Annotated in this window: 10 protein-coding genes; 8 read left to right on the forward strand and 2 right to left on the reverse strand. The window is 64.8% G+C overall.

The window, feature by feature from the left end; genetic code table 11:
• Window positions 1–19 precede the first annotated feature (19 nt).
• Window positions 20–526, reverse strand: a complete 507-nt coding sequence (locus XH98_RS21625) for a YciE/YciF ferroxidase family protein (protein WP_057749098.1) — start codon at window positions 524–526, stop codon at window positions 20–22.
• Between the two features lie 426 nt (window positions 527–952).
• On the opposite strand from XH98_RS21625, the gene XH98_RS21630 reads away from it, so the two are divergent.
• From XH98_RS21630 to garD, 8 genes are all read left to right on the forward strand, one after another.
• Window positions 953–2035, forward strand: a complete 1083-nt coding sequence (locus tag XH98_RS21630) for a lysylphosphatidylglycerol synthase transmembrane domain-containing protein (RefSeq protein WP_271619852.1) — start codon at window positions 953–955, stop codon at window positions 2033–2035.
• Window positions 2036–2146: 111 nt separating this feature from the next.
• Complete coding sequence (locus XH98_RS21635; protein WP_271599912.1) at window positions 2147–4099, forward strand: hypothetical protein; 1953 nt, start codon at window positions 2147–2149, stop codon at window positions 4097–4099.
• 398 nt (window positions 4100–4497) lie between these two features.
• Window positions 4498–5850, forward strand: a complete 1353-nt coding sequence (locus XH98_RS21640) for an MFS transporter (RefSeq protein WP_271619853.1) — start codon at window positions 4498–4500, stop codon at window positions 5848–5850.
• Window positions 5851–5975: 125 nt separating this feature from the next.
• Window positions 5976–6881 (forward strand): LysR substrate-binding domain-containing protein, encoded by a 906-nt coding sequence (locus XH98_RS21645; protein WP_271599910.1) that lies wholly within the window; start codon window positions 5976–5978, stop codon window positions 6879–6881.
• Window positions 6882–7017: 136 nt separating this feature from the next.
• A complete protein-coding gene (gene kdgD, locus XH98_RS21650; protein WP_271619854.1) occupies window positions 7018–7962 on the forward strand; it encodes a 5-dehydro-4-deoxyglucarate dehydratase in 945 nt (314 codons plus the stop codon).
• Window positions 7963–7988: 26 nt separating this feature from the next.
• Window positions 7989–9332 (forward strand): glucarate dehydratase, encoded by a 1344-nt coding sequence (gene gudD, locus XH98_RS21655; protein ID WP_271619855.1) that lies wholly within the window; start codon window positions 7989–7991, stop codon window positions 9330–9332.
• Window positions 9333–9414: 82 nt separating this feature from the next.
• A complete protein-coding gene (locus XH98_RS21660) occupies window positions 9415–10863 on the forward strand; it encodes an aldehyde dehydrogenase family protein (protein WP_271619856.1) in 1449 nt (482 codons plus the stop codon).
• 110 nt (window positions 10864–10973) lie between these two features.
• Window positions 10974–12515: a galactarate dehydratase gene (gene garD / locus XH98_RS21665; RefSeq protein ID WP_271619857.1), complete on the forward strand. Its 1542-nt coding sequence runs from the start codon at window positions 10974–10976 to the stop codon at window positions 12513–12515.
• Window positions 12516–12531: 16 nt separating this feature from the next.
• On the opposite strand, the gene XH98_RS21670 is transcribed toward garD, so the two are convergent.
• Window positions 12532–13236, reverse strand: coding sequence for an outer membrane protein (locus tag XH98_RS21670; protein ID WP_271619858.1), 705 nt, complete (start codon window positions 13234–13236; stop codon window positions 12532–12534).
• Between the last annotated feature and the right edge of the window lies 1 nt (window position 13237).

The raw sequence follows: 13237 nt of genomic DNA on the forward strand, positions 1-13237 counted from the left end.
TCTTGAGGGCTACTCCGGCTTAGCTCGCCGCCCGCAAGTTCACCTTGCTCTCGGCCAGCGTGGTCAACTTTTTGTCGGTTGCCTTCTCTTCCTCGAGCGTCTTGGCAAGCACGGCGGCGCAGTCACTGCGGCCGAGCTGCTTGGCCCAGGCGATCAAACTGCCGTAGCGGACGATCTCGTAATGCTCGGCGGCTTGTGCCGCGTTGATCAGGGCCGCATCGAGCACCGCCTTGTCGGCGACCTCGCCCGCGGTTTCCTCCGCCTCTTCGATGATGCCGTCGATGGCCGGGCAATCGACCGCCTTCACCGAAACGCCGTGCATCTTGAACACTTCCTCGAGCCGTGTGACGTGCTGCCTGGTTTCTTCAAGGTGCGTCAAAAAGCCCTGCTTCAGCTGCGGATCTGTGGCCTTATCTGCCATTTTCGGCAGCGCTTTGGTGAGTTGCTGCTCGGCGTAATAGATGTCCTGCAGCTGATGCACGAACAGGTCGTTCATGGTCTTGATGTCTTTGGTGAACAGTCCCATCGTTCCAATCCTCGAGAAGTCTTGGGGAACACGACAGCGTCGGCTTGAACAAAAGCCGCGATTTCGCCGTGTTCGATTGCTGATGGAGCCTAACCGGTGCGCAGCGCCGTCGTTCCAAAAAAGTCTGCGTCGTTTGCGCCGGAACAATGCTTGCGAGCGCAGGATTTGAGACCATTTGCAAAAACGGGGGCGCAGTCGAGGCGTGGCCCTCGACTCATATGCCTAACGCGCCGGCCATGTGAACCACGTATGACAAAACGGCGGGTCCGGCCCAGAACCTGTTGTTGTCAAGGGCTGCACAAGTCGGTGTTTTTGCCTTAAATGGGCTACATCATGCCTAGTGATCCACGCCCGCCTCGGGCAAGTGATCGCAACCGACCGGCCAATGTCTGGCCCGGCCGGCCTTGCCCCCCGCCGGGAGGATGAATGCACGGACTGCTGCCCGCGCTGAAACGCGGCTTCAAGAGATGGATCGGCTGGCGACGGCTGGGGGTTGCCGCGAGCGTGATGATCATCGCCTTCGCGGTTACGACGCTCGTGCGGACCCTCAAAGGCATCGATACCGGCGTCATCCTGACCGCATTGGCCGATATTCCCCGCGGACATATCGGGCTCGCCGCGATCTGCGTTTTCTTCGCGTTCTGTACGCTGACCTTCTACGACTTTTTTGCACTGCGAACGATTGGCAAGAAACACGTGCCGTATCGCATCGCAGCGCTGTCGAGCTTTACGTCCTATTCGATCGGCCACAACATTGGTGCCACGGTATTTACGGGCGGTGCGATCCGCTTCCGAATTTATTCGGATTACGGGCTGAACGCGATCGACGTCGCCAAGATCTGCTTCCTCTCCGGCCTGACCTTCTGGCTCGGTAACATTTTTGTGCTGTCGATCGGCATGGCCATCCATCCGGATGCGGCGTCCTACATGGACCAGCTGCCATCGTCGATCAACCGGCTGATCGCGTGCGGCGGCCTCGCCTCGATCGCCGCCTATCTGATCTGGCTCAGCATGGGCGAGAAACGCCGCGAACTCGGCCAGAAGGGCTGGAAGGTGGTGCTGCCGTCGGCGCCGCTGACGCTGGTCCAGATCCTGATCGGCGTGGTCGATCTCGGCTTCTGTGCCTTCGCGATGTACCTGCTGATTCCGGCTGATCCGCCGATCGACTTCCTGTCGCTCGCGGTGGTGTTCATCCTGGCGACGCTGCTGGGCTTCGCCAGCCACGCACCCGGCTCGATCGGCGTGTTCGACGCCGCCATGCTGGTGGCGCTGCCCGAATTCGGCCGCGAGCAACTGCTCGCGACCCTGCTGGTCTTCCGTATCCTTTATTTCGTGATCCCGTTCGGTCTCGCCATTTCCATTATGGGCACAAGAGAGCTCTGGATGAACGTGGTGCGGCCCTGGCAGGAACGGCGACGACTGGCGGAAGCTTGCGCTCAGGCCAACCTGCCCAAGGAGGTGACGCCGATGGAGCGCGAACGGTTGGTGCGCCAGGCCAGCAAACGGTAAAGTCGGCCAGCGGCCGCGCCGGAAGCCCGCAAAGGCCACAGCGAGAGGATTGCCGGCCAGGGGCTATGCTCTCTTATTTCCGCCTCAACTTTGCCGTTGAAGACGCGGGCCATGACCCCAGTTTCCCCTCGCCGTTTCCTTGCGGGTGCCCTGCTTTTGGCCGGGCTCCTCACCGTTCTGCCGCTTCAGCGCGTCCTCGCGCAGGATGCCGGCGCCATGCAGATCAATTGGGAGGTCCGCAACCGCTTCCGACTGTTCCGCGAGGAACGCGACTTCCTGCTGCATGTCGAAAATGCCCGTAACCGCAGCATTCTCGCCGCCGAGCAGTCGCTGGAGCTGCAAAGCGAAGGCCGTGGCTGGGCCCGCAACATGGTCAATCGGCTCTGCATCGATCTGCAGGGCCGGGTCAACCAGCCCTGCACCCGTGACAACGTCAAAGAAAACTACCTCACCCCGGTCGACCACCCCATCGCCGTGCGCCTGGCCGGCGCGGTGCCGGTCGGCGCCACCTGCGCCTGGTCGTTCGACGACGGTGACGGGCCGCAATCCTCCACCTTCGACTGCGCCGAACCGGTCAATCTGCGGGTCCGCTACGGCAAGCAGACGGTCGCAACCGTCGACGTCTCTTCCGGCTCCGATCCGACCCGGCGCCTTCAGACCGAGATCCAGGTCCGCGACATCTTCATTGCCGGCCTTGGCGACAGCATCGCCTCCGGCGAGGGCAATCCGGACCGGGCGCTGGCGCTGTCGGACGAGGGCTTCTGCTTCCGCTCCTATCTCGGCACCGGCGGCGGACAGTATTACCGGCCGAGCCGCGCCGGCTTCAAGGGCGGACGCGCCTGCGAGGCGCCGGATACGCTCGCCAACTGGCAGCGCTATGGCGCGCTCTGGTTCAACTCGCCGTGCCACCGCTCGCTCTACAGCTACCAGGCCCGCACCGCGCTCGCGCTGGCGGTGCGCTACACCCATATCGCCGTCACCTATCTGCCGCTCGCCTGCACCGGCGCCAGCATCAGCGACGGGCTGCTCGGCTCCCAGCGCGCCCGCGAGTGCCCGCCCGGCAAGTCGGGCGTCTGCAACACCAGCGTCAATGCGCAGGTCGCCGAATTGCGCGAGGCACTGACCGCCGCGAAGAAGCGTCAGCCGGATCGCAATCTCGATCTGGTGCTGCTCTCGATCGGCGCCAACGACGTCTACTTCTCCGGCCTGGTCGCCGACGTCATCGTCGACACCGCGACCGAACGCGCACTGTTCCGCCGCTCCGGGGTGATGGCGAGCGTCGACGATTCCCGTGACGCGCTCCAGCGCGAGCTGCCGCAGAATTTCGTCCGCTTGCGCGAGGCGCTGAAGCCGCTGCTCGGCGGCGATCTCTCGCACGTGGTCTATGTCTCCTACGCCAATCCGGCGCTCGCCGACGGCGGCGTGCCCTGTCGCGGCGGCCGCAGCGGCTTCGACATCCACCCCGCTTTCAGCGCCGATCCGCAGCGCCTCGCCCGCGTCTCGACCTTCGTCGACACCGAGTTCCTGCCGCAGTTGAAGGGGCTGGCCACCTGCACGCAGGGTGCGCTGTGCCGCGATCCCGAGGCCGACCGGATGACCTTTGTCGATTCCCACCAGGCCGCGTTTGCCGATCACGGCTTCTGCGCGCATGCCGGAGGCGATCCCGAATTCGACCGCACCTGCTTTGCCGAGAACGGACAGAGCTTCAATCCGGACATCGTGTCGGCGGCGAGCCAGCCGATGCTGTGCGGCCGCGGCGCCTCGGAGTATCGCACCTATCTACCGCGCGCCCGCTGGATCCGCGATGCCAATGACAGCTATTTCGCAGCGATGACCTATCCGCAGGGATTGCCGGCGGCGAGCCAGCCGAATGACATCCACGACGCGACCTGGGGCGTGCTCTCGGCGGTTTACGGCGGCGCCGTGCATCCGAGCGCCGAAGGCCACGCGGCGATGGCGGATGCCACGCTGCCCGCCGCAAGCGCCGTGCTTGGCCTGGACGCGGTGCCGCCGGGTGTCACGCGCGGATTGCTGCCGCCGCTGCTGGGCGGTACGCAGCAGTAGAAGCAAAGCAATCTCCCACCGCGCCGTGTTGCGAACTCGCACTCTCCACATACGCGGTGTCATCGCCCGCAGGCGGGCGATCCAGTACTCCACGGCAGGCTGATTGAATCGAGAAGCTGCGGGATTCCCCGCCTGCCGCCTACGCTAAAGCTTCGGCGCCCCTGGACCTCAACGCCGGCGTAGCCGGGTCGCGGGGAACGACAGTGGTGTGCCTGGCGCAAGCTCGTCACCCTCAACATCGCGCCTGCATTTTCGCAATTTCACGCTCGTTTCCACACCCCGTCGTTCCATCAATTCAAAACCGGCATCAATCGATACCCCCTTCAACTTGGACACTTTCCCGCGCGCGCCTCTAGGAGTCGGAGCGAGGAAACAATTCGAGTTCGAGGAGGCGCCTGATGAGCGCAGTGGTGTCCGCAACGGACGTGAAGAGGTCTCGCGTCAGGCTATTCATCGTGACCATGCTGTTCCTGGTCACCACGGTCAATTACGCCGACCGCGCCACGCTCTCGATCGCAGGTCCCGCCCTCTCCAAGGAACTTCATCTCGATCCGGTCGCCATGGGCTGGATCTTCTCGGCCTTCGGCTGGTCCTATGTCGTCGCCCAGGTGCCGGGTGGCTGGCTGCTTGACCGCTACGGCTCGCGCCTCGTCTACGCCTTCAGCATCATCGTCTGGTCGCTGTTCACGATGATGCAGGGCTGGGTCGGATTCCTCAGCGCCGGCGCTGCCGTCGCCGTGCTGTTCGCGCTTCGCCTCCTGGTCGGCGTCGCGGAGGCGCCGTCCTTCCCCGCCAATGCCCGCATCGTCGCGGCCTGGTTTCCCGGCAACGAGCGCGGCACCGCGTCGGCGTTCTTCAACTCAGGGCAATATTTCGCGACAGTGATCTTCGCGCCGCTCATGGGTTGGATCGCCCATGATTACGGCTGGCGCTACGTATTCTTCGTGATGGGCGGTCTCGGCGTGATCATGGGGCTGGTCTGGGTCAAGACCGTGTACGGACCGAAGGAGCACCCCGGCATCAACGAGGCCGAGTTCGACTACATCAGGGATGGCGGCGCGCTGGTCGATCTCGATGCGCCCAAGGACGATCTGAAGCGGGCACGCGCGCCCGAGGCCGGCTCCGGCTGGGACCACATCCGCCAGCTGCTCACCAACCGCATGATGCTCGGCGTCTATCTCGGCCAGTACTGCATCAACACGTTGACCTATTTCTTCCTGACCTGGTTCCCGGTCTATCTCGTCAAGGAGCGCGGCCTGTCGATCCTGCAAGCCGGCTTCGTCGCGACGCTGCCGGCGCTGTGCGGCTTCATCGGCGGCGTCCTCGGCGGCATCATCTCCGATGCGATCCTGCGCCGGACCGGCTCGCTGACCATGGCGCGCAAGATTCCGATCGTCGGCGGCATGCTGCTGTCGATGTCGATCATCGCCTGCAACTATGTCGACGGCCAGGCGCTGGTGGTCGGTTTCATGGCGCTCGCGTTCTTCGGCAAGGGCATCGGCGCGCTCGGCTGGGCTGTCGTCTCCGACACCTCGCCGAAGGAAGCCGGCGGCGTCTCCGGCGGCCTGTTCAACACTTTCGGCAATCTCTCCTCGATCACCACGCCGATCGTGATCGGCTACATCCTCGCCGCGACCGGCTCCTTCAACGGCGCGCTGGTGTTCGTCGGCGCCAACGCGCTGGTGGCGGCGTTCGCCTATCTCGTCATCGTCGGCAAGATCGAGCGGGTGACGCTCAAACGTTCCTCCTGAGGGCTCCCATGGGAGCTTGACCAGGCAACTCAACGGCGGCCCTCAAAAGCCGCCGTCTTTGTTTTTGGAGGTGATCGATGCTAGAAGTGCCGGGGAAACGCCTTATTCATCTAAGGCATGTATCGATGTTCGACCTCAACCAGCTCCGCTGTTTCGTCACGGTGGCGGAGGAACTGCATTTCGGCCGCGCCGCCGCGCGACTGAACATGACCCAGCCGCCGCTGTCCCGGCAGATCCAGGTGCTGGAGCACATCATCGATGCGCCGCTCCTGGAGCGCACCAGCCGGTCGGTGCGCCTGACCCCGGCGGGCCGCAGCTTCCTGCCCGAGGCACGCCGTATCCTGAAGCTTGCCGAAAGCGCCTCGCAAGTGGCTCGCCGCATCGCGCTCGGCAAGACCGGCTCGCTCAAGATCGGCTTCACCGCCGCCGCCGCCTACGGCTTCCTGCCTGAGCTGATCGCGGCCTGCCGGGCCAAGCTGCCGGAGGTCGACTTCTCGCTGAAGGAGATGGTTTCCGGTGACCAGTTCGAGGCCCTCACCTCGGGCCAGATCGATGCCGGCCTGCTGCGCCCGCCGATCGCGCGGCCCGAGCTTGCCAGCCGCCGCGTCGTCGCCGAGCCCCTGCTCGCCGCCATTCCGAAGAAGCATCCGCTGGCCAATGCCGAGAACATCACCATCAAGGACTTCGACGACCAGCCCTTCGTGATGTATTCGCCCTATGAAAGCCGCTACTTCCACGACCTCTTGGTTGCGCTGTTCACCCGCGCCGACATTCTGCCGCGCTATGTCCAGCACCTCAGCCAGATCCATTCGATCCTGGCGATGGTGCGCGCCGGCCTTGGCCTTGCCATCGTGCCGGCCGCGGCCGCCGGCCTCAAGATCTCCGACGTGCGGCTGCGGCCGCTGAAGCTGCGCAACCGCGTCCCGGTCGAGCTCTTCATGGTCTGGCGCCGCGACGACGAGAACCCGCTGCTGTCGGCGCTGGTCAAAATCGCCAGCGAATTATCGTCCGCGGAGATCGTGGAGGATTGATGCTCAATCCGCATCGGTCGATATAGGCTTTGGCTTGGACGCGCATCGAACGGTCTCCTAAACAGCGGCCATGGACGCGTGCCTCAGTGCCTCAGTGAGCGTCCCCGACACACACGAGAGCAGGGAGCAGCGCCCCGTGAGCAAGATGACCCCGCAGGAAATGGCCCAGAAGATCGGATCGGGCCTCCTGTCCTTCCCCGTCACGCCGTTCAAGGCGGACTACTCCTTCGACGAAGCGACCTACCGCGCCAACATGGACTGGTTGTGCGGCTACGAGGTCGCAGGCCTGTTCGCCGCCGGCGGCACCGGCGAGTTCTTCTCGCTGACCCCGACCGAGGTTCCTGAGGTGGTCAAGGTCGCCGTCGACGAGACCAAGGGCCGCGTGCCCGTGCTCGCCGGCACGGGTTATGGCACTGCCATCGCCCGCGAGATCGCTGTTGGCGCGGAAAAGGCCGGCGCGGATGGCCTCTTGCTGCTGCCGCCCTACCTCACCCATTCCGAGCAGGACGGCCTTGCCGCCCATGTCGAGGCTGTCTCCGCCGCCGTGAAGATCGGCGTCATCGTCTACAACAGAGACAACGCCATCCTGCAGCCCGACACGCTCGCTCGCCTCGCCGAGCGTTGCCCTAACCTCGTCGGCTACAAGGACGGCATCGGCGACATCGAGCTGATGACCCGCGTCTACACCAAGCTCGGCGATCGCCTGACCTATGTCGGCGGCCTGCCGACCGCTGAAACCTTCGCACTGCCCTATCTCGACATGGGCGTGACGACCTATTCTTCGGCCGTGTTCAATTTCGTGCCGGAGTTCGCCACCAATTTCTACGCCGCCGTGCGCAAGCGCGATCATGCGACCATCCACGCCGGGCTGAAGGATTTCATCCTGCCGCTAATCGCGATCCGCAACCGCAAGAAGGGCTATGCGGTCTCGATCATCAAGGCCGGCATGAAGGTGATCGGCCGCGATTCCGGCCCGGTCCGTCCGCCGCTGACCGACCTGACCGAGCAGGAGATGGCGGAACTGACCGCGCTGGTGAAGAATCTGCCCGCCATCCCATCGTCACAACAGGCTGCAGAATAACAGGCAACAACAGGGAGAAGCGCGCGATGGCCCAAACGGATATATCTGGCGCACCGATTGTCACGGCGATGCAGGTGATTCCGGTCGCCGGCCGCGACAGCATGCTTCTCAATCTGAGCGGCGCGCATGCACCGTTCTTCACCCGCAACATCGTCATCCTCACCGACAATGCCGGCCATACCGGCGTCGGCGAGGTGCCGGGCGGGCAAAAGATCTGGCAGACACTGCAGGACGCCCGCGAACTCGTGATCGGCAAGACCGTCGGCGCAATGAACAACATCCTCGCCGATATCAGAACCACCTTCGCCGACCGCGACGCCGGCGGCCGCGGCAAGCAGACGTTTGACCTGCGCGTGATGATCCACGCCGTCACCGCGATTGAATCCGCCCTGCTCGATTTGCTCGGCCAGCACCTCAATCTGCCGGTCGCAGCCCTGCTCGGCGAAGGCCAGCAGCGGAGCAGCGTCGAGACGCTGGGCTATCTCTTCTTCGTCGGCGATATCAGCAAATCCAAGCTCGACTACGTCAAGGGCGAGACCGGCAAGGCGGAATGGTTCAACCTCCGCCATCAGGAGGCGATGACGCCTGAGACGGTCGTCCGGCTCGCGGAGGCCACGCAGGACCATTACGGCTTCGCCGACTTCAAGCTGAAGGGCGGCGTGCTGCGCGGCGAGCAGGAGATCGAGGCGGTCACCGCCATCGCCAAGCGCTTCCCCAACGCCCGCGTCACGCTCGACCCGAACGGCGCCTGGTCGCTCGATGAGGCCATCAGCCTCTGCAAGAACATGCACGGCATCCTCGCCTATGCCGAGGACCCCTGCGGGGCCGAGGCCGGCTTCTCCGGCCGCGAGATCATGGCCGAGTTCCGCCGCGCAACCAGCCTGCCGACCGCGACCAACATGATCGCGACCGACTGGCGCCAGCTCAGCCATGCGCTACGCCTCGGAGCGGTGGACATTCCGCTCGCCGATCCCCATTTCTGGACCATGCAAGGCTCCGTGCGCGTCGCCCAGACCTGCCGTGACAACGGTCTGACCTGGGGCTCGCACTCCAACAACCACTTTGACATTTCGCTCGCCATGTTCACCCATGTCGGCGCCGCCGCCCCCGGCAAGGTCACCGCGATCGACACCCACTGGATCTGGCAGGATGGCCAGGCGCTGACCAAGGAGCCGCTACAGATCCGCGGCGGCAAGATCGCGGTTCCGGATCGCCCGGGCCTCGGCATCGAGATCGACCGGGCGGCCATCGAGGCCGCGCACGAGCTCTACAAGAAGCATGGACTCGGTGCCCGCGATGACGCTATTGCCATGCAGGGTTTGATCCCGGGCTGGACCTTTGACGACAAGCGTCCCTGCCTCGTTCGCTAAGAAACTGAGGCATGGTCCCGGAAAAGTGGGTTACCGGTTTTCCGACTTGGATCATGCCCCCTTAAATGACTTGGAGGACTGTATGACTGCGATCCTGAAAAACTTCATCGGCGGCGAGTGGGTCGATGGCTCCGGCGTCACCAGGAATATCAACCCCTCCAACACCAATGATCTCGTCGGTGAATATGCCAAGGCCGACAAGGCGCAGACCGAGAAGGCGATCGCCGCCGCGAAGGCCGCCTTTCCCGCCTGGGCGCAGTCGACGCCGCAGGTGCGCTACGACGCGCTGAACAAGATTTCCACCGAGATCCTCGCTCGCAAGGAAGAGCTTGGCCGCCTGCTCGCCCGCGAGGAAGGCAAGACGCTCCCCGAGGGCATCGGCGAGGTCGCCCGCGCCGGCCAGATTTTTGCGTTCTTCGCGGGCGAGGCCCTGCGGCTGATCGGCGAGAAGGGTGCCTCGGTGCGTCCCGGTCTCGATGTCGAGATCACCCGCGAGCCGGTCGGCGTCGTCGGCATGATCACGCCCTGGAATTTCCCGATCGCCATCCCCGCCTGGAAGATCGCGCCCGCGCTCTGCTATGGCAACACGGTCGTGTTCAAGCCGGCCGAGCTGGTGCCCGGCTCGGGCCACGCGCTCGCCGAGATCATCACCCGCTCCGGCATCCCCGCCGGCGTGTTCAACCTCGTGGTCGGCTCCGGCTCGGTGGTCGGCCAGACCCTGCTTGAGCATCCCGATGTCGCGGCGATCTCCTTCACCGGATCGGTGCAGACAGGCCGCAAGATCGCGCAGGCCTGCGTGCTCTCGAACCCGATGAAGAAATTCCAGCTCGAGATGGGCGGCAAGAATCCGCTGGTCGTGCTTGACGACGCCGATCTGAAGACCGCCGTCGAGGTCGCCGTCAATGGCGCCTATTTCTCGACCGGCCAGCGCTGCACCGCTTCATCGCGCCTGATCGTGACCGAAGGCATTCATGATCGCTTCGTCGCCGCGGTGGCCGAACGTCTGAACAGCCTGTCGGTCGACGATGCGCTCAAGGCCGGCGTGCATATCGGCCCGGTGGTCGACCAGAGCCAGCTCGACCAGGACCTGCGCTACATCAAGATCGGCCAGGACGAAGGTGCCAAGCTCGCCTTCGGCGGCGAGCTGCTCAAGCGCGAGAACCCCGGCCATTACCTGCAGCCGGCGCTGTTCACCGAAGCCAGCAACAACATGCGCATCGCGCGTGAGGAGATCTTCGGACCGGTCGCCGCCGTCATCCGCGCCAAGAACTACGAGGAGGCGCTCGCGATCTCCAACGACACCGAGTTCGGCCTCGCTTCCGGCATCTGCACCACCAGCTTGAAATACGCCTCGCACTACAAGCGCAACAGCGAGTCCGGCATGGTGATGGTCAATCTGCCGACCGCTGGCGTCGACTATCACGTGCCGTTCGGCGGCCGGAAGGGCTCGAGCTACGGCCCCCGCGAGCAGGGCTCCTATGCGCGCGAATTCTACACGACGGTGAAGACGGCCTATACGTTCCCGGGTTGAGATATCGTAGGGTGGGCAAAGCGAAGCGTGCCCACCACCTGCGCATGACGTGAAGAGTGGTGGGCACGGCGCGTTGCGCCTTTGCCCACCCTACAAATCCGGAGTCCACGATGGACCAGCACGTCGCAGCGAAAGAGCAGCCCCGCTACATCAAGCTCAACGCGCGCGACAACGTCGCGATCGTGGTCAATGATTTCGGGCTTCCTGCCGGCTCTCGCTTTGCCTGCGGACTGACGCTGCGCGCCTTTGTGCCGCAAGGGCACAAGACTGCCCTGGTCGACATCGCCCAAGATGAGCCGATCATCCGCTATGGTGAGGTGATCGGCTACGTGCTGTCACCGATCCTGGCCGGCGAATGGGTCGATGAAGCCCGCATCCGCATGCCGGAGGCCCCTGCCCTCGACAAGCTCGAGATTTCGACCGCCGTCCCCGCGCCGCTGCCGCCGCTCGAAGGCTTCACCTTCGAGGGCTATCGCAATCCGGACGGATCGGTCGGCACCAAGAACATCCTCGGCATTTCCTCGTCCGTGCAATGTGTCAAGGGCACGATGGAATACGCGGTGAAGCGCATCCGCGCCGAGCTGCTGCCGAAGTACCCGAACGTCGATGACGTCGTGCCGCTGACCCACGCCTATGGCTGCGGCGTCGCCATCACCGCGCCGGATGCGGTCGTGCCGATCCGCACGCTGCAGAACCTCGCGCTGAACCCGAATTTCGGCGGCGAGATCCTGGTCGTCGGCCTCGGCTGCGAAAAGCTTGCACCCGAACGGCTGGTGCCGGAGGGCGTGAACGATGCCATCGTCCGCATGCAGGATGAGGCCTTCGACGGTTTTGGCGCCATCGTCGACGCGATCGTGACCCAGGCCGAGGCGCGGCTGAAGGTGCTCAACTCCCGCAAGCGCGAGACCTGTCCCGCTTCCGACCTCGTCATCGGCCTGCAATGCGGCGGCAGCGATGCCTTCTCCGGCGTCACCGCCAATCCTGCCGTCGGCTTCGCCGCCGACCTCTTGGTGCGCGCCGGTGCCACCGTGATGTTCTCCGAGGTCACCGAGGTGCGCGACGCGATCCAGCTGCTCACCCGCCGCGCCATCAACGAGGATGTCGGCCGCGCGCTGGTGCGCGAGATGGCCTGGTACGATTCTTATCTCGCCCGTGGCGGCGCCGATCGCAGCGCCAACACCACGCCCGGCAACAAGAAGGGCGGCCTCGCCAACATCGTCGAAAAGTCGCTGGGCTCGATCGTCAAGTCCGGTTCGTCAGCCATCACCGGCGTGCTCTCGCCCGGCCAGAAGGCGACGCAGAAAGGCATGCTGTTCGCGGCAACGCCGGCGTCCGACTTCATCTGCGGCACGCTCCAGCTTGCCTCGGGCATGACGCTGCAGGTGTTCACCACCGGCCGCGGCACGCCTTACGGCCTGGCCGCCGCGCCCGTGATCAAGGTCGCGACCCGCACTGAGCTTGCGCGCCGCTGGAAGGACCTGATCGATTTCGACGCCGGCGGCATCGCCACCGGCGCCAAGACCATCGAGGAAACCGGTTGGGACCTGTTCCGCCTGATCCTCGATGTCGCCTCCGGCCGCACCAAACCGTGGTCGGATCGCTGGGGCATCCACAACGATCTGACGCTGTTCAATCCAGCGCCGGTGACGTGAACCGCGACGGCGGCGCTCAATACCGCGCCCTCAGCGGTGCGTCGCCGAGGTGATAGTTCACGCCGAACCGCACCAGGCTGACATTGCGTTCGTTCACCTTGGCGTCCGGCAGGTCGGTCGAGGTGGCCGTCGTGAACGAAGGCACGAACAGATATTCGGCCTTGGCCGACCAATTCGGCAGGAACGACCATTCCACGCCGCCGCCAACGACGCCGCCCCAAATGGCGTTCGGCTCGGAATTGGTCGGGTTGAACTTGTTCCAGGACTTCAATCCAGCGACGGCGACGCCGCCGGTGACGTATGGCATGACGTCTCCGAGCGCCACGCCGACGCGGGCGCGGCCGGTGTGCAGCCACGTGATTTTCGTCCGACACGGAGTGCCGGCGCAGAAGCCGTTCGATGTGTTGCCATCAATGTTCGCAGCGGAAAGGTCACCTTCGACGCCGACGACGAACGTGCCGAACTGCCAGTCGTATCCGGCCGTGGCTCCCCCGCTCCAGCCGGTCTGCCCGAAGTCGCCGGACGTGCCGATGAGCGGGAGATTAGGATAATCGTGGTTTGCCGTTCCACGCCCCCCGCCGGCGACGACACCGACGTGAAAGCCGGTCCACGGCGCCGCCGCGGTCGCAGCCGCGTAGGGCACCGCTGCGAGATCCGCGGCCGCAGCCTGGCCGGCGAGAGCGCTCATCAGCGAAACGAGGCCAATTGCGTGCTTGATCATT

The sequence above is a fragment of the Bradyrhizobium sp. CCBAU 51745 genome (assembly GCF_028128715.1).
GTDB lineage: Bacteria > Pseudomonadota > Alphaproteobacteria > Rhizobiales > Xanthobacteraceae > Bradyrhizobium > Bradyrhizobium manausense.

What these genes read in the sequence shown, in the direction of transcription:
- XH98_RS21660 (WP_271619856.1), top strand. Translation starts at nt 9,415, where the DNA reads ATGACTGCGATCCTGAAAAACTTCATCGGCGGCGAGTGGGTCGATGGC.
- XH98_RS21640 (WP_271619853.1), top strand. Translation starts at nt 4,498, where the DNA reads ATGAGCGCAGTGGTGTCCGCAACGGACGTGAAGAGGTCTCGCGTCAGG.
- XH98_RS21670 (WP_271619858.1), bottom strand. Translation starts at nt 13,236, where the DNA reads ATGATCAAGCACGCAATTGGCCTCGTTTCGCTGATGAGCGCTCTCGCC.
- XH98_RS21630 (WP_271619852.1), top strand. Translation starts at nt 953, where the DNA reads ATGCACGGACTGCTGCCCGCGCTGAAACGCGGCTTCAAGAGATGGATC.
- gudD (WP_271619855.1), top strand. Translation starts at nt 7,989, where the DNA reads ATGGCCCAAACGGATATATCTGGCGCACCGATTGTCACGGCGATGCAG.
- XH98_RS21645 (WP_271599910.1), top strand. Translation starts at nt 5,976, where the DNA reads ATGTTCGACCTCAACCAGCTCCGCTGTTTCGTCACGGTGGCGGAGGAA.
- garD (WP_271619857.1), top strand. Translation starts at nt 10,974, where the DNA reads ATGGACCAGCACGTCGCAGCGAAAGAGCAGCCCCGCTACATCAAGCTC.
- XH98_RS21625 (WP_057749098.1), bottom strand. Translation starts at nt 526, where the DNA reads ATGGGACTGTTCACCAAAGACATCAAGACCATGAACGACCTGTTCGTG.
- XH98_RS21635 (WP_271599912.1), top strand. Translation starts at nt 2,147, where the DNA reads ATGACCCCAGTTTCCCCTCGCCGTTTCCTTGCGGGTGCCCTGCTTTTG.